The sequence below is a fragment of the Tessaracoccus zhenghani genome (genome assembly GCF_054552775.1).
Genome location: NZ_CM137275.1, coordinates 1,069,589 through 1,087,140, shown reverse-complemented (window position 1 = coordinate 1,087,140; position 17,552 = coordinate 1,069,589). Strand labels below are relative to the sequence as shown.

Annotated in this window: 20 protein-coding genes; 18 read left to right on the top strand and 2 right to left on the bottom strand. The window is 67.9% G+C overall.

From position 1 onward, the window contains the following. Window positions 1–3: 3 nt before the first annotated feature. The 14 genes from sufU to ACX1DX_RS05220 all read left to right on the top strand — a co-directional run bounded on the left by sufU (window position 4) and on the right by ACX1DX_RS05220 (window position 11,969). Window positions 4–438 (top strand): Fe-S cluster assembly sulfur transfer protein SufU, encoded by a 435-nt coding sequence (sufU, locus tag ACX1DX_RS05285; protein ID WP_459397868.1) that lies wholly within the window; start codon window positions 4–6, stop codon window positions 436–438. A gap of 26 nt (window positions 439–464) precedes the next feature. Next, on the top strand, window positions 465–854 hold the full coding sequence (locus ACX1DX_RS05280; protein ID WP_459397867.1) for a metal-sulfur cluster assembly factor: 390 nt from the start codon (window positions 465–467) through the stop codon (window positions 852–854). A gap of 58 nt (window positions 855–912) precedes the next feature. Continuing rightward, entirely contained in the window at window positions 913–1,407 is a 495-nt protein-coding gene (locus tag ACX1DX_RS05275; RefSeq protein ID WP_076058409.1) for a bifunctional nuclease family protein, read from the top strand. Window positions 1,408–1,474: 67 nt separating this feature from the next. Further along, window positions 1,475–2,305, top strand: a complete 831-nt coding sequence (locus ACX1DX_RS05270) for an alpha/beta fold hydrolase (protein WP_459397866.1) — start codon at window positions 1,475–1,477, stop codon at window positions 2,303–2,305. Between the two features lie 64 nt (window positions 2,306–2,369). Then, on the top strand, window positions 2,370–3,257 hold the full coding sequence (gene rarD, locus ACX1DX_RS05265; RefSeq protein WP_459397865.1) for an EamA family transporter RarD: 888 nt from the start codon (window positions 2,370–2,372) through the stop codon (window positions 3,255–3,257). Between the two features lie 28 nt (window positions 3,258–3,285). Continuing rightward, window positions 3,286–3,597 carry a hypothetical protein gene (locus tag ACX1DX_RS05260; protein ID WP_158069019.1) on the top strand — a complete coding sequence of 104 codons (312 nt, stop codon included), beginning with the start codon at window positions 3,286–3,288 and terminating at the stop codon, window positions 3,595–3,597. Next, window positions 3,594–4,397, top strand: a complete 804-nt coding sequence (locus tag ACX1DX_RS05255) for a lysophospholipid acyltransferase family protein (protein WP_158069020.1) — start codon at window positions 3,594–3,596, stop codon at window positions 4,395–4,397. Before ACX1DX_RS05260 ends, ACX1DX_RS05255 begins: the two co-directional genes overlap by 4 nt. Before the next feature lie 8 nt (window positions 4,398–4,405). Beyond that, the gene (locus tag ACX1DX_RS05250; protein WP_459397864.1) at window positions 4,406–5,518 is read left to right on the top strand and encodes a D-alanine--D-alanine ligase family protein; all 1,113 of its coding nucleotides are present in this window, start codon (window positions 4,406–4,408) and stop codon (window positions 5,516–5,518) included. After that, the gene (locus tag ACX1DX_RS05245) at window positions 5,515–6,438 is read left to right on the top strand and encodes a thiamine-phosphate kinase (protein ID WP_459397863.1); all 924 of its coding nucleotides are present in this window, start codon (window positions 5,515–5,517) and stop codon (window positions 6,436–6,438) included. Before ACX1DX_RS05250 ends, ACX1DX_RS05245 begins: the two co-directional genes overlap by 4 nt. 340 nt (window positions 6,439–6,778) lie before the next feature. Then, complete coding sequence (locus tag ACX1DX_RS05240; protein ID WP_459398181.1) at window positions 6,779–9,070, top strand: FtsK/SpoIIIE family DNA translocase; 2,292 nt, start codon at window positions 6,779–6,781, stop codon at window positions 9,068–9,070. Window positions 9,071–9,091: 21 nt separating this feature from the next. Next, the gene (gene rimO / locus ACX1DX_RS05235) at window positions 9,092–10,477 is read left to right on the top strand and encodes a 30S ribosomal protein S12 methylthiotransferase RimO (RefSeq protein ID WP_459397862.1); all 1,386 of its coding nucleotides are present in this window, start codon (window positions 9,092–9,094) and stop codon (window positions 10,475–10,477) included. An 8-nt stretch (window positions 10,478–10,485) separates the two neighbouring features. Next, complete coding sequence (pgsA, locus tag ACX1DX_RS05230; protein ID WP_182763691.1) at window positions 10,486–11,091, top strand: CDP-diacylglycerol--glycerol-3-phosphate 3-phosphatidyltransferase; 606 nt, start codon at window positions 10,486–10,488, stop codon at window positions 11,089–11,091. Between the two features lie 18 nt (window positions 11,092–11,109). Then, the gene (locus tag ACX1DX_RS05225; RefSeq protein WP_182763579.1) at window positions 11,110–11,589 is read left to right on the top strand and encodes a CinA family protein; all 480 of its coding nucleotides are present in this window, start codon (window positions 11,110–11,112) and stop codon (window positions 11,587–11,589) included. A 104-nt stretch (window positions 11,590–11,693) separates the two neighbouring features. Then, window positions 11,694–11,969: a helix-turn-helix domain-containing protein gene (locus ACX1DX_RS05220; RefSeq protein ID WP_459397861.1), complete on the top strand. Its 276-nt coding sequence runs from the start codon at window positions 11,694–11,696 to the stop codon at window positions 11,967–11,969. Between the two features lie 4 nt (window positions 11,970–11,973). Here ACX1DX_RS05220 and ACX1DX_RS05215 read toward each other — a convergent pair whose 3' ends face one another. Beyond that, window positions 11,974–12,735 (bottom strand): DeoR/GlpR family DNA-binding transcription regulator, encoded by a 762-nt coding sequence (locus ACX1DX_RS05215; protein WP_459397860.1) that lies wholly within the window; start codon window positions 12,733–12,735, stop codon window positions 11,974–11,976. Between the two features lie 187 nt (window positions 12,736–12,922). Between ACX1DX_RS05215 and ACX1DX_RS05210 the strand changes: the two genes are divergently transcribed. From ACX1DX_RS05210 to rny, 4 genes are all read left to right on the top strand, one after another. Next, the gene (locus ACX1DX_RS05210; protein WP_459397859.1) at window positions 12,923–13,132 is read left to right on the top strand and encodes a DUF3046 domain-containing protein; all 210 of its coding nucleotides are present in this window, start codon (window positions 12,923–12,925) and stop codon (window positions 13,130–13,132) included. Window positions 13,133–13,291: 159 nt separating this feature from the next. Beyond that, window positions 13,292–14,338 (top strand): recombinase RecA, encoded by a 1,047-nt coding sequence (gene recA / locus ACX1DX_RS05205; RefSeq protein WP_076059417.1) that lies wholly within the window; start codon window positions 13,292–13,294, stop codon window positions 14,336–14,338. Next, on the top strand, window positions 14,328–14,861 hold the full coding sequence (locus tag ACX1DX_RS05200; RefSeq protein ID WP_459397858.1) for a regulatory protein RecX: 534 nt from the start codon (window positions 14,328–14,330) through the stop codon (window positions 14,859–14,861). Before recA ends, ACX1DX_RS05200 begins: the two co-directional genes overlap by 11 nt. Before the next feature lie 212 nt (window positions 14,862–15,073). Further along, entirely contained in the window at window positions 15,074–16,648 is a 1,575-nt protein-coding gene (gene rny, locus ACX1DX_RS05195; RefSeq protein ID WP_459397857.1) for a ribonuclease Y, read from the top strand. On the opposite strand, the gene ACX1DX_RS05190 is transcribed toward rny, so the two are convergent. Further along, window positions 16,649–17,533, bottom strand: a complete 885-nt coding sequence (locus ACX1DX_RS05190) for an aldose 1-epimerase family protein (protein ID WP_459397856.1) — start codon at window positions 17,531–17,533, stop codon at window positions 16,649–16,651. Window positions 17,534–17,552: the final 19 nt, after the last annotated feature.

Genomic DNA, 17,552 nt, shown 5'->3' with positions numbered 1-17,552 from the left:
GACATGAACATCGACGAGCTGTACCAGACGATCATCCTGGACCACTACCGCGAGAAGCACCACGCGGGGCTGCGCGAGCCGTTCCAGGCGGAGGTCCACCACGTGAACCCGTCCTGCGGCGACGAACTGACGCTCCGCGTGCAGATCGACGACGGCAAGGTGACCGACATCTCGTACGACGCCGAGGGCTGCTCGATCTCGCAGGCGTCCGTGTCGATCATGACGGACCTGCTGATCGGCACCTCCGTCGAGCACGCGCTGGAGATGCACGACCAGTTCCTGGAGGTCATGCACAGCCAGGGTGCCATCGTTCCCGACGAGGACGTCTTCGAAGACGCCATCGCCTTCGCGGGCGTGTCCAAGTTCCCCGCCCGCGTGAAGTGTGCGCTGCTCGGCTGGTCTGCCATGCGCGACGCTGCCCTCCAGGCCTCGGCCTGATCATCGTTTCAACAAAGGATCCCGATATGACTGAACCCCGACCCAGCGACCTGGTGAAGGACACCCTGCCCGACGTCGAAATCGAGAAGCCGGCCACCGGCACCGCGGTGCCCTCGGTCGACGAGGTGCTCGAGGCCATGAAGGACGTCGTCGACCCCGAACTGATGGTCAACGTGGTGGACCTCGGCCTCGTGTACGGCGCCCAGGTCGACGACGAAGCCAACGTCACCATCGACATGACGCTGACGTCGCCCACCTGCCCGCTGACCGACAAGATCGAGTACGACACGAAGTACGTGCTCGACGGGTTGGCGAACTCCGTGGCGATCAACTGGGTGTGGCTGCCGCCGTGGACGCTCGAGATGATCACCGAGGACGGCCGCGAGCAGTTGCGGGCCATCGGCTACAACCTCTAACGGTTCCCCCGGCCCCGGATAGACTTGGGAGGGACCCCGATCCCGGAGGTGGTCCGCCATGATCCAAGTCGATCTCACCAGTATGGCTATCGATGCTCGTGGGCTCCCGGTGGTGCTCTTGAAGCCCAGCGTGCCGCGCGAAGACCTCAAGGTGTTCCTGCCCATCTGGATCGGTGGGCAGGAGGCCACGGCCATCATGGTCGCGCTCGAGGGAGCGGTCCTGGCCCGGCCCATGTCGTACGACCTGATGTCCCGGCTCCTGGAGGCGATGGAGGCCACGGTGGACAGGGTGGCGGTCACGCGGCTCGAGGCGGGCACCTTCTACGCGGAGATCACCCTCGGCACAGCTGAGGGTCCCAAGGTGATCGACGCCAGGCCGTCGGATTCCATCGCGCTCGCGCTGCGGGTGGGGGCGCCCATCTTCGTCGCGGAGGAAGTGTTGCGCGAGGCCGGCATCCACGAGGGCGAACTGTCTGAGGCCGAGGAAGAGGCCCAGGTCGAGCAGTTCAGCGAGTTCCTGGACACCGTCGACCCGGATGACTTCCGCGGCTGACCGTCCGGCAACCCCCTCGCGGACTAGCCTGGGCGGCAGGACACACCACAGCCCAAGGAGGCGAGACATGCCCACTGTCACCACTGCCGACGGCGTCACCCTCAACTACACCGACACCGGCGGCGCAGGCCGGCCGCTGGTGCTGATCCACGGCTGGCCCCTCTCCGGGGAGGCCTTCGCCCGCAACATCCCGCGCTTCGAAGAGGCGGGCCACCGCGTCATCACCTACGACCGACGCGGCTTCGGCAAGTCCGACAAGCCCGCGGACGGCTACGACTACGACACCCTGGCCGACGACCTCCGGTCGCTGCTCGACGAACTCGACCTCCACGGTGCCGTGCTCCTGGGCTTCTCGATGGGCGGGGGAGAGGTCGCCCGCTACCTGGGCAGGTACGGCTCCGACAGGGTGGCCGGCGCCATCTTCTCCGGCTCCGTCACCCCGGCGCTCTGCATCACTGACGACAACCCGGACGGCGCCATGCCGATGGAGGGCTTCAAGGGCATGGCGGACCAGTGTCGCGAGGACCGCGACGGCTTCCTGGAGAAGTTCATCGGCTGGTTCTACTCGACGGATGAACGTGGCCTGCAGGTCGGCGACGACGTCCGGCTGGCCGCTCTGGAGATCGCCAGGCAGTCTGATCCCCACGCGGCGGTGGAGACCATCCTGATCTGGGCGGAAGACATGCGCGACGACTGCCGCGCCATCGACGTCCCCACCCTCGTCATCCATGGAGACGGCGACCTCAACGTGCCGATCAGCAAGTCCAGCGAGCGGATGCACCAGTACATCCCCCAGGCACAGCTCGCGGTCATCGAGGGTGGCCCGCACGGGCTCAACGATTCGCATGCCCGCGAATGGAACATGAATGTCCTCGACTTCTTGGAGACGCTCGACTAGCGGTACGGTTCCTTGGCCGGCGGCGTGCGACGATGCGTACGCGGCCGGTTGAAGGACAGGTGAGATGACGTACTCCGACAAGGGGCTGGGCTATGGTCTGGCCGCCTACGGCTTGTGGGGCCTGTTCCCGCTCTACTTCGTGTTGTTCGAACGCTCAGGGGCGCTGGAGGTGGTGGCCCACCGGGCAGTTTGGTCGCTGGTCTTCTGCGCCGTGTTGCTGACCGTCCTCGGGCAGTGGCGCCACCTGAAGAAGGCGTTGGCGGATCGTCGCACCGTCCTGTCGCTGGCCGTCGCCGGCGTGTTGATCGTCGTCAACTGGTCCACCTACGTCTTCGCGGTGCTCACGGGCCACACCCTCGAGACCGCACTGGGGTACTTCATCAACCCGCTGGCCGTGGCGGCCCTCGGCATCCTCGTGCTGGGCGAGCGGCTGAGGCCGCTGCAGTGGACCGCGATGTTCTTCGGCCTGGCGTCGGTCGTGGTGATGGTGGTCGCCTACGGCCAGGTGCCGTGGGCTGCCCTGACCCTCGCCGCCTCCTTCGGCACCTACTCGCTGGTCAAGAAGCTCGCGGGCCGCTCCGTCGGGGCCCTGCCCGGCCTCGCCATCGAGACGGGCGCCGTGGCACCCATCGCCATCGGCTTCCTCATCTATCTCGCCGTCACCGGCCAGTCGACGGCCACCGGTGGCTACAGCGTGCTCTTGACCACCACCGGCATCGTGACGGCGATCCCGCTGCTGCTCTTCGCTGCCGCGGCTCGCCGCGTCTCGATGGTGACCATCGCGATCCTGCAGTACATCGCGCCGATCGGGCAGTTCCTCCTGGGCTGGCTGTACTTCGGCGAGCCGATGCCACCCAGTCGCTGGGCGGGTTTCGCCCTGATCTGGGTCGCTGTCCTGTTGTTCGTCACTGACGCCGTCGTGGTCACCCGTCGGAGGGCTCCCCGCCCCTAGCCGCCGCCGACACGGCTAAAGTTGCGGCATGTCCCACCGCTGGTTGCCTCCTGCATTTCTCGGGCTCGCTGTCCTCGGAGCAATGGGCGTGGCCGTCTGGGCCGTGGGGCAGGGCGCGACGTGGCTCGCCTTCATCCCGGCCTTCGCGCTCGGCGCGGCGCTCGTGGTGTGGAAGCAGCCGTACGGCATGTCGGCGACCTTCACCGCCGCCGCCGTCACAGTGATCGCAGCGCTGCTCCTCCTCGGCGACGTCTGGCTCTACTTCCTCCCCTCGGCGCTCATCGCGTCCATGGCCGCCGCGTTGCGTCTCGCCGTCCCGGTGCGCAGAGTGACGCCGTGAGCACGCTCGAGCGCGGCCGCAAGCCGTGGCGACTCCCGCTGAACCAGGTCAACCAGGAGCACGGTCCGTGGGTCTACCGGCACCTCGTGTTGAGGTTCGTCCGGTTCGTGATCCCGCTGGTGGCCAGGCGACACTGGGCGGGTCAACACCACGTCCCCCAGGACGGCGGCCTGCTCGTGGTGGCGAACCACATCTCCAACTTCGATCCCATCGTGTTGGGCGAATACCTCATCTACAGCGGCCGCTGGCCCCGCTTCCTCGGCAAGTCCGAGATCTGGAAGGTGCCGGTGCTGGGCTGGATCGCCCGCAAGTGTGAGCAGATCCCCGTCTACCGGAACACTGAGCAGGCCCGCGACTCCCTCATCCATGCGCGCCGCGCGCTCGAACGCGGCAAGTGCGTGATCATCTACCCGGAGGGCACCATCACCTCGGATCCCGACGCGTGGCCGATGACCGGCCGCCGCGGAGCGGCCCAACTCGCCCTGGAGACAGGGGTCACCGTGATGCCCGTCGCCCAGGTGGGCGCGGACCAGATCCTCGGTCGCAAGCACCTCGAATGGAAGAAGATGTTCGGTGGCCGCCGGGACGTGCACATCTTGGCGGGTGCGCCCCTCGATCTCAGCGCGTTCGCCGCTCAGAACTCCGACGGCGGGGAGGCCCCGAAGGAACTCCTCGACCAGGTCACGGACCACTTCCTGGACGTCCTGACCGCGATGGTCGCGGACCTGCGTGGCGAGACGCCGCCCGAGGGGCGTTGGGACATGCGAGCGGGAAGACGCGTAGACTCCTCGACGCACTAGGAGGACATGTGAGTGAACGCACCCGGGTCGCACTGATCTTCGGCGGCCAGTCGTCGGAACACGGCATTTCGTGCCTGACGGCCGCATCGGTACTGAAGGCCATCGACAAGGGGCGCTACGACGTCCACGGCATCGGCATCTCCCCCACGGGCCGTTGGACCCAGGTGCCGCTCGAGGTCATCGAGGCCTACCGCATCGTCGAGGGACAGGCGCCCCAGGTGGCCGAGCCGCAGCACGACGCTGTGTGGATGGTGGGGGAGGACGGCTGCGAGGTCGCCACCCGGTCCGGCGAGAAGCTCGTCGACATCCACCGCATCGATGTCGCCTTCGCGCTCCTGCACGGTCCCTTCGGCGAGGACGGCACGCTCCAGGGCATGTTCGAGATGATGGGGATCCGCTACGTCGGTTCCGGCGTCACGGCCTCGGCTGTGGGCATGGACAAGCACTTCATGAAGATCGCCTTCGAGGCCGCAGGGCTACCCGTCTGGCCCTACGTCGTCGCCTCCGCCCACCGCCTCACCCACGACAGAGCGGCTGTGCTCGAGGAGATCAACCGCCTCGAGTACCCCCTCTTCATCAAGCCGGCCCGCGGTGGTTCCTCCATCGGCATCGTCCGCATCACGGATCCCGCCGAGCTCGACGACGCCATCGCCGAGGCCCAGAAGTGGGATCCGAAGATCGTCGTGGAGCAGGGCTTCGTCGGCGCACGCGAACTCGAGGTCGCGGTCCTCGGCGACCCCGACGGCGCGGACGGCTGCCGCACCTCCGTGGTGGGCGAGATCCGCGTGCAGGCCGAGGACGGCTTCTACGACTACGAGGCCAAGTACTTCGACGAGGACGGCGCCGCTCTCGACGCCCCCGCCCAGCTCGGCGACGACCTCGCCGCACGACTCCGCGCCCTCGCCGTGCGGGCCTACCATGCCGTCGACGCCGAGGGCCTGGTCCGCGCTGATTTCTTCGTCACGGACGAGGGGGCGTGGATCAACGAGGTCAACACGATGCCTGGCTTCACCGAGATCTCCATGTACCCCACGCTGTGGCAGGAGAGCGGCATGACGTACCCCGAGCTCGTGGACCGCCTCATCAGCCTGGCGATGTCCCGGCCGGTGGGGTTGCGATGATCGGCGAATTCGAACTCATCGCCCGCGTCACCCAGGGCCTCGAGGTCAACTCCGACGTCGAGCTGTCCGTCGGCGACGACGCCGCCGTCGTCTCCCTCCAGGGCGACACCGTCGTCTGCACCGACATCCTCATCGAGAACGTCCACTTCAAGCAGCAGTGGAGCCCGGCGCACGCCGTCGGGCGCAAATCCGTGGCGGTCAACGTCTCGGATCTCGAGGCCATGGGCTGCCGCCCGTCGGCCATCGTCGTGGCCCTCGCGTTCCCCAAGGACCTCGACCCCCAGTGGGTCGACGACTTCGAGGCCGGCGTGCGTGCCGAGTGCCGCACCGCCGGGGTGAGCCTCGTTGGCGGCGACATGTCCAGCTCCGAGCACATCGTCGCCTGTGTCACGGCCATCGGCGACACCATGGGCCGCGCTCCCGTCACCCGCAACGGCGCCCAGCCGGGCGACATCGTCGCTGTCCGCGGCAACCTCGGCCTCTCCGCGGCGGGACTGATCGCGTTGCAGCGCGGTTTCGGGTCCCCGAAGGACGCCGTCCTGGAACACCAGACACCCCACGTCCCGTACGGTCAGGGCCGGGTCGCCGCTGAGGCGGGGGCCACCGCCATGATCGACATCTCCGACGGGCTGCTCGCGGACCTCGGGCACGTCTCGGAGGGCTCCGGCGTCTCGATCGACGTCGTGACCGGTCAGCTGAGCATCCCGGACCCGGTGGCCCGCGTGGCCGCCGCCACCGGCAAGCCCGCCCTCGGCATGATCCTGGCCGGGGGAGAGGACCACGCGCTCGCGGCGACCTTCCCGTCCGGAACCACCCTTCCGGAAGGCTGGGTGCGCGTCGGCGCGGTCAGCGCCGGCACCGGGATCACCGTCGACGGCGCGCCCTACGAGGGCTCCATGGGCTGGGACCACTTCGGCTGAAACCGGCGGGAAACCTGCCGCGCGCGGGAGTGGGATAACGGTGACGTCCGCCCCGTCAGCTAGGGTGACGAACATGGCGACTCGCGGATCTTCCCCTTCGCGAAGCACCACCAAGGCGCGTGCGTCTTCTTCCGGTGGTGCCAAGCAACGTACCTCCAGCTCGGGCTCCACACGGACCCGGGCCACCACATCGACGGCGAAAACCCGCAGGCCGGCAGCCACCAAGGCCGCTCCCGCGAAGCCGCAGAAGCAGGGCCCCGGCATCGGTGTGACCATCGTCGGAGGGATCGGCACGGGCATCGCCGCGATCTTCCGCGGCATCGCGGGCAGCGTCGGCTGGATGGCACGCAGCGTCGGGGGCAACTCCGACGACGTGGCCCCCGAGCTCCGCCGCGACGGCTGGGGGCTGGTGCTCCTCACGCTCGGCGCCGTGGTGGCCGCCCGCTTCTGGTTCTACCTCGACGGCCCCGTCGGCCGGTGGCTCCAGACGGGCGTCAGTACCGTCTTCGGCTCGCTGTCGGTGGTCGTCCCCGCGGTGCTGCTCTATGGCGCGTGGCGCGTCCTGCGGCATCCGCACGACGTCGACACGGCCCCGCGCACCGGTCTGGGCTGGTTCCTCATCACGCTCGGCTCGCTCGGCCTCGTGCACATCGGGGCAGGACTGCCGCGCCCCAACACCGACGGCATGGAGGCGGTGCGCGCGGCCGGCGGCGTACTCGGGTATGTCTCCTCCTCCATCACCTCGGACCTGCTCACCGTCTGGGCGTCCGTGCCGCTGCTCATCGTCGTGACGCTGCTGGGCGCGCTGCTGGTCATCGGCCGCCCCATCCGCGAACTGGGCGCCGGCGTCTCGCGTCTCTTCGGCGCGCTCGTCGAACACGACGGCGACCCCACGCCGAAGGACAAGCTCAAGCTCGGCGTGGCCGTGCCCTACGACAGCCCCCTCATCGACGACCCCGTGGAGGATCCCGAGGTCGAGGATCCCTACGATGCCGAGGTCTTCGACTACCTCGGCGACTCCTACGCGGAGCCTGATCCGGTCCCGGCCGCGCCGGCGGAGCCCCGGCAGGTGCCGGGCCGCCCGAAGAACGCCAAGGCCCGTGAACCGGAGCCGCCGCAGCATTCCGCGCCCCCCGGCCCGGCGGAACAGCTCCAGCTGAGCGGCGACGTGATGTACCAGCTCCCGGACGACCAGACGCTAGCGCCGGGCTCCAAGCCCAAGGCGCGCACGGAGGCGTCGGACAAGGTGGTGCGTCAACTGGGTGCCGTGCTGCGCGAGTTCGAGATCGACGCCCGGGTCACCGGCTACACGCGCGGCCCGACGGTCACCCGGTACGAGGTCGAGCTGGGTTCCGCCATCAAGGTCAGCAAGGTCACCGGCCTGGCGGACAACATCGCCTACGCCGTCGGCTCCAATGAGATCCGCATCCTCACGCCCATCCCCGGCAAGTCCGCGATCGGCATCGAGATCCCGAACCTGGACAAGGAGGTCGTCTCGCTGGGCGACGTCCTGCGCTCCAACCGCGCCAAGAACGACCACCACCCCATGACGGTCGGCCTCGGCAAGGACGTCGAGGGCGGGTTCGTCGTCGCCAACATGGCGAAGATGCCCCACCTCCTGGTGGCGGGCGCCACCGGTTCCGGCAAGTCCAGCTTCATCAACTCGCTGATCACCTCCGTGATGATGCGCGCCACACCGGACGAGGTTCGACTGCTTCTGGTCGACCCCAAGCGCGTGGAGCTCAACCAGTACGAGGGCATCCCGCACCTGGTCACCCCCATCATCACCAGCCCGAAGAAGGCCGCCGAGGCGCTCGCCTGGGTGGTGCGCGAGATGGACATGCGCTACGACGACCTGGCCGCCTTCGGGTTCCGCCACGTCGACGACTTCAACAAGGCCGTCCGCGCCGGGCAGGTGAAGGTCCCCGACGGTTCGGAGCGCAAGCTCACGCCCTACCCGTACCTCCTGGTGGTGGTCGATGAGCTCGCGGACCTCATGATGGTGGCCCCGCGCGACGTGGAAGACTCCGTCGTGCGCATCACCCAGCTGGCCCGAGCTGCCGGCATCCACCTGGTGCTGGCAACACAGCGCCCGTCCACCGACGTCGTGACCGGCCTGATCAAGGCCAACGTGCCCTCCAGGCTCGCGTTCGCCACGTCGTCGATGACGGACTCCCGCGTCATCCTCGACCAGCCCGGCGCCGAGAAACTCGTCGGCAAGGGCGACGGGCTCTTCCTGCCGATGGGCTCCTCCAAGCCCATCCGCGTCCAGGGTGCCTGGGTCAACGAGTCCGAGATCCGCGACGTCGTGGCCTTCATCAGCCAGCAGCTCCAGCCCAACTACCGCGAGGACGTCGCGGTCGCGGCGGGCAGCGACAAGAAGGTCGTCGACGACATCGGCGACGACCTGGACCTCGTCCTCGACGCCTGCCGCCTGGTGGTGGAACTGCAGCTGGGCTCCACGTCGATGCTGCAACGCAAGCTCCGCGTCGGCTTCGCGAAGGCCGGCCGACTGATGGACATCCTGGAGAGCAGGGGAGTGGTGGGACCGTCCGAAGGTTCCAAGGCCCGCGAGGTGCTGGTCAAGCCCGACGACCTGGACGAGGTCCTCGCCAACCTCTCCGTCAGCTGATGGTGGGATACTAGGCCCACCATGACTACCCACTCGGTCCACATCGCCTCCCTCGGCTGCGCCCGCAACGACGTCGACTCCGAGGAACTCGCCGCCCGCCTCGAACACGGCGGGTTCACCCTCGTCGACGATCCGGAGGCCGCGGAGACGGTGGTGGTCAACACCTGCGGCTTCGTGGCCCAGGCGAAGAAGGACTCGATCGACACGCTGCTCGCCGCCGCAGACCTCAAGGACGGCGGCACGGTCAAGTCTGTCGTCGCGGTGGGCTGCATGGCGGAGCGCTACGGCGTCGAGTTGGCCGCTGAGCTGCCCGAGGCGGACGCCGTCCTGGGCTTCGACGCCTACGCCGACATCGCGGAGCGGCTGCGGGGCATCCTCGACGGCGAACAGGCCATCTCGCACGTGCCCCGCGACCGGCGCAGGCTGCTCCCGCTCACCCCGTCTGCCCGCCCTGCGGCAGCACCCGAGGTCGCCGTGCCGGGCCACGTCTGGTTGCCCGGCGCCCGCCGGCGCTTGATGGGCGGCCCCAGCGCGTCGCTGAAGATCGCCTCCGGCTGTGACCGACGCTGCGCCTTCTGCGCTATTCCCGCCTTCCGCGGGTCCTACCTCTCCCGCCCCATCGACGAACTCGAGGCGGAGGCCCGCTGGCTGGTGCAGGAGGGCGCCAAGGAACTCTTCCTGGTCTCCGAGAACACCTCCAGTTACGGCAAGGACATGGGCGCCGACGTGCGGCTCGAGCAGTTGCTTGACAGGCTCTCGCAGGTCGACGGCCTCGACTGGATCCGCGTCAGCTACCTCCAGCCCGCCGAGATCCGCCCTGGCTTTGTGGAGTCGATGCTGAGCATCGACAAGGTGGTGCCGTACTTCGACCTGAGCTTCCAACACGCGTCGCGCACCGTGCTGCGCCGCATGCGCCGCTTCGGTGACCCCGACAGCTTCCTGGACCTCATCGGCCGGATCCGCGCGATCGCCCCGGAGGCGGGCATCCGCAGCAACGTCATCGCCGGCTTCCCCGGCGAGACCGACGAGGACGTGCAGACGCTGCGGGACTTCATCATCGCCGCCCAACTCGACGTGCTGGGCGTCTTCGGCTACTCCGACGAGGAGGGGACCGAGGGCGTGTCGCTGCCGGACCACCTTCCTGACGACGTCATCGAGGAACGTCGTGCCATGCTCGCCGATGTGGCGGTGGACGTCGCCGAGGCCCGTGCGGCAGACCGCATCGGCGACACCGTCGTCGTGCTGGTCGAGAGCAACGAGGACGGCGACACAACCGGCCGGGCCGAACACCAGGCACCTGAGACGGACGGTGCGGTGACTTTGGACCGTGAGGCACCCGTCGGTAGCCTCGTGACCGCCCGGGTCGTGGACTCTGAGGGCATCGATCTGATTGCGGAGGCACTGTGAGTGAGAGCGTGAGCGGCCGGCCTCGCCGTGCGGCGTCGGACGGGGCGGCCAGCAACTGGAACATCCCGAACATTCTCACGGTCATCCGGATCCTCCTGGTGCCGGTGTACGTGGCCTTCCTCTTCATCGGTCCCCAGGACTTCACGTGGCGGCTCTGGGCCACCATCGTGTTCGTCGTGGCGATGCTCACGGACCTGGCCGACGGGCACATCGCCCGCAAGTACAACCTGGTGACAGACTTCGGCAAGCTCTGGGACCCGGTGGCGGACAAGGCGCTGACAGGAGCGGCGTTCGTCTCGCTGAGCATCCTGGGCGAGTTGCCGTGGTACTTCACCATCATCATCCTCGTGCGTGAATGGGGCATCACCTGGGTGCGCGCGGCCATCGCCAAGTACGGCATCATGGCCGCGAACAAGGGCGGGAAACTCAAGACGCTCACCCAGACGTTCGCGCTGATCATCTTCAGCCTCGGTTTGGAGATGCTTCCCGGTCCGGTCGCCGTCCTCGGCTGGGTGCTGATGATTGCGGCGCTCCTCCTCACCGTCGTCACCGGCTTCGACTACCTGCGTCACGCCTGGGTCATCCGCCGGAAGGGCCGCGCCCAGCAGGCGTGAGCAGGTAGCCTTGCGGGCATGACGCTGGCCGCCGAACTGATCAAGAAGCTCACCCACCGCTCGGTCACCCTGGCCACGTGTGAATCGGTGACCGGTGGCGGCATCGGGGCCGAACTGACGTCAGTGCCCGGGGCCTCCCAGGCGTACCGGGGCGGGCTGATCACCTATGCGCGGGACCTGAAGCACCGCCTAGCCGGCGTCGACGAGCAGTTGATCGAGCGCGAGGGCGTGGTCAACGAACTGACCGCTCTGCAGATGGCGCTCGGTGCGCAACGCCGCTGCGACTCGGATTGGGCCGTCGCCACCACCGGGGTCGCCGGCCCCACGGAGACGGACGGCGTCAAGGTCGGCACCGTCTGGTTCGCCGTGGTGGGCCCACGGGTGGGCATGTCGTCCCCGCCGCAGTACACCGAACTTCGTACCTTCGACGGCGACCGGGAGGCCGTCCGACGTGCGGCCACGGAGCACGCGTTCGAGATGCTGCTGAGGGTTCTCTAGAGAAACCAGGAGAAACTTTTCGCTGATCGGGAACAAACCGCCCACCTTCACGGTTGGACGTATCGACAGCGGGCACTCGGCCCGTGGTCAGATAGGAAACAGCCGTGAAGACGATTCTGATTCGTAAGGTGATGGGCGAGACACTCCGGGAACTCCGGATGCGCGCCGGCATGACCCTGCGAGAGGTCTCCATGGCCAGCATGGTTTCGCTCGGCTACCTCTCGGAGATTGAGCGCGGTCACAAGGAAGCCTCCAGCGAAGTGCTCTTCGCCATCGCATCCGCGCTCGATGTGTCCCTGTCAGATCTGATGATTTCCATCAGTGGCAAGCTCGCCACCCTCGAGGCCCGGCGTGTGCCCCGGGTGGCGGTGGCCGCCTGACCCGTCAGCGGTGACGCGGCCCCTCCACAACGTGCACCTCGACGCCGGCGTCCCGGATCCGCTGAAGTTCAGCCTCCGGGGCCCCGGCGTCCGTCACAAGCACATGAATGTCCTTGATGTCCGCCACCTTGGCCAGGGTGGTGTGACCGATCTTCGTCGAGTCGATCGCGACGATGACGCGCTGGGCCCGTTCGATCATGGCCAGGTTGGTGCGGGCCTCGATCTCATCGTGCGTCGTCAGGCCCCCGGTGGCGCTGACGCCGTCGGCGCCCACCACCGCTGTGCCGACGTTGACCAGCTTCATGGTTGATTCAGCCAGCGAACCGACCAGTTCCAGCGAGCTCGAGCGCAGCACGCCCCCGGCGATCAGGACGCGAGCCTGGCCCTGCTCCGCCGCCTCGAGGCCGATGCTCAGTGAGTTCGTGATGATCGTCAGGTCGTCGCGGTGCCTGAGGGCGCGGAGCACCTCGGCGGTCGTGGTCCCGCCTGTCAGGCCGATGGCGTGCTTGCCCGCGGGGATGATGCCGGCCACCGTCCGGGCGATCCGGCGCTTGGCGTCCTGATTCCGGCCGTCGCGCAACCGCACCGGAAGTTCCCTGTTGCCCTTCATGGGGCGGGCTCCGCCATGGGTCCGCTCGAGGAGGCCCTGGCCCGCCAGGAGTGCGACATCGCGTCGGATCGTTGCGGCCGACGCCCCCAGTTGGTCCGCCAGATAGGACAGTGGCAACTGGCCCTGCTCCGTCAGGAGTGCCAAAAGCGCGACCATCCGGTCCGATCGCTTATGGGAGGGTGTGCCGGGTGCATTCATCCGTGGGGACTCCTTTGCGCCGAAGTGGCCTGTTGTGCAACATACGCACAAATGATGAGCGAGATTCTAGCCCTTGCTCACTTACAGTGCGCAGGGGGCCCAGTTTTGACACAAGGATTTGCGCGAATGCCCATCATCGCGCGGCGTGTACCGTTGGCGCGTGCGCGAAGCTGAACTCTGGGAACGAATGAACGAGGCTCTGCCCGCTGGATATGCCGCGAGTTGGGCGGAATCCGTCGTTCTCGAGGACCTGGGGGGTCGCACGGTCCGCGAAGCGCTCGGTGCAGGGATCCCGTGCAAGACCATCTGGCGCGCTGTGTGGAGACAACTGGAACTGCCCACGAGACTGCGCTGAATCGGCGGCGTGTCGGTTCGCATTAGAACGTCTGTTCGCCTATGTTGAATTCGGCGGTTGTCCACAGCGGAACCGGCTCATCGAAAATTGTCGGGCCCGCTACCTACAGTGACAGTGACATCGAAACCTCCGGCATCAGCCGGTTCCTGGAAGGAAATCCTGATGGCCTCATCGGACCGTAACAAGGCGCTGGAGGCGGCGCTCGCCCAGATCGAGAAGGCCCACGGCAAGGGCTCCGTCATGAAGCTGGGCGAGGACAATCGTCAGCCCATCGACGTGATCCCCACGGGCTCCGTGGCGCTGGATGTGGCGCTCGGCATCGGCGGGCTGCCCCGTGGTCGCGTCGTCGAGATCTACGGCCCGGAGTCGAGCGGCAAGACCACCGTCGCGCTGCACGCCATCGCCAACGCCCAGCGCGACGGCGGGATCTGCGCCTTCATCGACGCCGAGCACGCGCTGGACCCGGATTACGCCCAGAAGCTCGGGGTCGACACCGATGAGCTGCTGGTCTCGCAGCCGGACAACGGCGAACAGGCCTTGGAGATCGCAGACACGCTGGTGCGCTCGGGCGCCCTCTCCCTCGTCGTCATCGACTCCGTCGCCGCGCTGACACCCCGCGCCGAGATCGAGGGCGAGATGGGCGATTCGCACGTCGGTCTCCAGGCCCGCCTCATGTCGCAGGCGCTGCGCAAGATGACGGGTGCGCTCAAGACCTCCAACACCACGGCCATCTTCATCAACCAGCTCCGCGAGAAGATCGGCGTGATGTTCGGCAGCCCCGAAACCACCACCGGTGGCCGCGCGCTGAAGTTCTACTCCTCCGTCCGCCTGGACGTGCGCCGTATCGAGACGCTGAAGGACGGCACGGAGATGGTGGGCAACCGCACCCGCGTCAAGGTGGTCAAGAACAAGGTGGCCCCGCCCTTCAAGCAAGCCGAGTTCGACATCATCTACGGCCAGGGTATCTCCCGCGAGGGCTCGCTGATCGACATGGGCGTGGACGCCGGCATCGTGCGCAAGGCCGGCGCCTGGTTCACCTACGAGTCGGATCAGCTGGGTCAGGGCAAGGAGAACGCCCGAACCTTCCTGAAGAACAACCCCGAGGTCGCCAACGACATCGAGCGTCGCATCCGCGTCCACCTCGGTATCGACAAGGAGGCCGTGCCGGAGGGCGTGAACCCGGAGACCGGAGAAGTTGACTTCTGATCGCAGCGCGGAGGAGCGGGTCACCCAGGTGGAGGTGGCTCGCAAGATCGCGCTGGATCAGTTGGCCACGCGGGCACGCTCGGAGCAGGAGTTGCGTACCGTCATGAAGCGGCGCAACGTCCCTGCAGACGTCGCGGATGAGATCATCGAGCGGTTCACCGAGGTGGGGCTCATCGACGACGCGGCCTTCGCTCAGTCGCTCACCTCGACGCGCGCAGAGTTCGGGCTGCGGGGCAGGGTCCGCATCCGGCAGGAACTGCAGGCCAAGGGCATTGACCGCGAGATCGCCGACGAGGTACTGGCCCAGCTGGATCCGGAGGACGAGCGAGAGGCTGCGCTGACGTTGGCCCGCCGTCGCGTGCGCTCGCTCACCGGCCTTGAACGGCACGTCGCGCGCCGCCGGCTGGCCGGTGTGCTGGCCCGCAGGGGTTTCTCGGGTGGCATCGTCAGCGGCGTGCTCGAAGAGGTGCTGGGCAACGGGTGGGACGATGAACCGGTTGAGTTTTCCACAGGTGAGCAATAGGCTCGTCGGCAAGGCCCTTGGCCCCGCATGAACCGCCCCGGCTTCGGTTGGGGCATTGAAACCTGAAACTTCACTGACAACACCTAGACAGAAGACATTCACCTGTGCCGCTGCGGCCTTCTGGCCGCAGGGGCTTGTCGTCCCTATCGACATTGTTGCCAACCACCTTGTGCGGTGCTTGTGGCCGGACTGTCCGGATATGAGGAGGCGCCGTGCCCGAGCTCGGTTGGATCATTGCAGTGGCCGCGTTGGTCGGGCTCATCGTGTTGGGCCTCCTCCTGCGGCGCCGGACGGCCGAAGCCATCGCGGAGCGCCTCACCTGGGAACGCCGATCCAAGGATGATGTGGCCTCTGTGCGGGCCACAGCCCAGGCAGCGGCCAGCGCCGTCGAGGAACGCGCCCGCGAAGCCTTGGAGGACGCCGAGCGACGTCGAGGCGAGATGGAAGCCGTGCTTGCCGGGCAACGCCAGGAGTTGCGCGAGGCGAGGGCGGCACAGGAACGTCGTGAATCCCGCCTCCACGAACGCGAGGACCGCCTCTCCGCTGAGGCCGAGGGACTCGTCGCCCGCGCTGAGAGGCTTGATGCCCAGCGCATCCAGCTGCGGGAGCAGCGGGAGGAACTCCAGGCGCAGGAGGAGCGGCTGGCCCTCGAACTCGAACGCGTCGCCCGGTTGTCGGTCGAGGAGGCCCGCAAGGAGGTCCTTGCAGCAGCAGAGAAGCAGGCCAAACTGACCGCCACCTCCATCGCCCGCGACATCGAGGCGACGGCGAAGCGCGAAGCGGACCAGATCGCCCGCCGCGTCATCACCACCGCCATCCAGCGGGTCGCCTCAGAACAGACGTCGGAGTCCGTGGTGAGCACGGTGGACCTGCCCAGCGACGACATGAAGGGCCGCATCATCGGCCGCGAAGGGCGCAACATCCGCGCTTTCGAACAGATCACGGGAGTCAACGTCCTCATCGACGACACCCCCGAATCCGTGCTCCTCAGCAGCTTCGACCCGGTGCGCCGCGAAACCGCGCGCCTCACGCTCGTCGACCTCATCGCCGACGGGCGGATCCATCCCGCCCGCATCGAAGAGGTGCACGAGCGCAGCCTGCGCCGCATCAACGACCGCGTGCTGCGCGCCGGCGAGGACGCCCTGGCAGAGGTGGGCATCGTGGACCTGCACCCTGATCTGGTGCCCATCGTCGGGGCGCTGGCGTTCCGCACCTCTTATGGGCAGAACGTGCTGCGGCACCTCGTCGAGTGTGCCCATCTCGCAGGCGTGATGGCGGCGGAGTTGGGGCTCAACGTGACGGTCTGCAAGCGGGCCGCCTTCCTGCACGACATCGGCAAGGCGCTCACCCATGAGGTGGAGGGTCCGCACGCCATCATCGGGGCGGAGTTGCTGCGCAAGTACGGCGAGCACGAGGACATCGCTCATGCGGTGGAGGCGCACCACAACGAGGTCGAGCCGCGCACGGTTGAAGCGGTGCTTACGCAGGCAGCAGACGCCATCTCCGGCTCCCGTCCGGGTGCCCGGCGCGAGTCGCTCGAGGCCTACGTCGAGCGGATGGAGAACCTCGAGCACATCGCCACGAAGCATGAAGGTGTGGTGCGCGCCTACGCCATGCAGGCCGGGCGCGAGGTTCGCGTCATGGTCTCACCGGACCACATCGACGACGCGGGGGCGCACGGGCTCGCCCGTGACATCGCCGCAGAGGTCGAGAAGACCCTGAGCTACCCGGGACAGATCCGGATCACCGTGGTGCGGGAGTCCCGCGCCACGGAGACCGCCCACTGATCAGTTCTCGACGGCGTCCACCCGGATGCCCCAGCGCGACGTCGTCTCGGCGCCGGGCTGCAACACGATGAGCGATTCGTGGGTGGGGCCTTCGTTGAACGCGTCGGCGGCGCAGGTCATGGGCTCCACGGCGATCGCATTGCGCGTCGGGGGCACGTAGATCTGGCACCACGGAAGCGTCGCGTCGGCCCACATGGCAATCGTGCGGGTGCCGTCGGCCACCGTCAGTTCCCACGGGCCCTCGTCGATCCGGAACGCGCTGTCGAACTCCGTGCTGCCGATTTCCCGGGGCTCCCGGAAGTCGTGCTCAGCGGTCACGTCGGTCAGTTCCACCGGGAGCAGCCGGTCGTCGACGGCCAGTTCAGAGGGGAACGGCGAGGTGAGCACGGCGGTGGTGTCGACGGCCAGGTAAGGGTGGGTGCCGTAGCCGTAGGGGAGCGCCTGCTGCCCCGCATTGCGCGCCGTCACAGAGACGGTGAGCCCGCCGTCGTCCAGCGCGTGACTGATCTCGACCTCCAGCACGCCGTCCCACCCAGCCTGCGGGTAGATGACGGTGGTCAGCACCACCTCGTCGGGGTCGTGGCTCAGGAGCCGCCACGCGTGGTCAGAGCCGAGGCCGTGGATGGCGTTGTTCCGCGGCACCTCGCTGATCGGGAGCTGCTGCTCCACACCGTTGAACGTGTAGCGGCCGTCGCGGATGCGGTTCGGCCACGGCACCAGCTGGCGTCCCATGGAGGAACTGGGTGACCCGTCCTCAGGGAACGTGTGCATCAACTCCACGCCGTCGCGGGTGAGGCTGCGCAGCGTCGAGCCCACCTCGGTCACGACCGCGGTGTACGGCCCGGACTCGATGAGGAATTGTTGGCCGGTAGGCAGGATGTTCATGTCTCGAACCCTAATGGGT

Coding starts and splice junctions, on each gene's coding strand:
- ACX1DX_RS05260 (WP_158069019.1), top strand. CDS start 3,286: ATGTCCCACCGCTGGTTGCCTCCTGCATTTCTCGGGCTCGCTGTCCTC.
- ACX1DX_RS05280 (WP_459397867.1), top strand. CDS start 465: ATGACTGAACCCCGACCCAGCGACCTGGTGAAGGACACCCTGCCCGAC.
- ACX1DX_RS05215 (WP_459397860.1), bottom strand. CDS start 12,735: ATGGTCGCGCTTTTGGCACTCCTGACGGAGCAGGGCCAGTTGCCACTG.
- ACX1DX_RS05225 (WP_182763579.1), top strand. CDS start 11,110: ATGACGCTGGCCGCCGAACTGATCAAGAAGCTCACCCACCGCTCGGTC.
- sufU (WP_459397868.1), top strand. CDS start 4: ATGAACATCGACGAGCTGTACCAGACGATCATCCTGGACCACTACCGC.
- ACX1DX_RS05190 (WP_459397856.1), bottom strand. CDS start 17,533: ATGAACATCCTGCCTACCGGCCAACAATTCCTCATCGAGTCCGGGCCG.
- rimO (WP_459397862.1), top strand. CDS start 9,092: ATGACTACCCACTCGGTCCACATCGCCTCCCTCGGCTGCGCCCGCAAC.
- ACX1DX_RS05270 (WP_459397866.1), top strand. CDS start 1,475: ATGCCCACTGTCACCACTGCCGACGGCGTCACCCTCAACTACACCGAC.
- ACX1DX_RS05275 (WP_076058409.1), top strand. CDS start 913: ATGATCCAAGTCGATCTCACCAGTATGGCTATCGATGCTCGTGGGCTC.
- rarD (WP_459397865.1), top strand. CDS start 2,370: ATGACGTACTCCGACAAGGGGCTGGGCTATGGTCTGGCCGCCTACGGC.
- ACX1DX_RS05240 (WP_459398181.1), top strand. CDS start 6,779: ATGGCACGCAGCGTCGGGGGCAACTCCGACGACGTGGCCCCCGAGCTC.
- ACX1DX_RS05245 (WP_459397863.1), top strand. CDS start 5,515: ATGATCGGCGAATTCGAACTCATCGCCCGCGTCACCCAGGGCCTCGAG.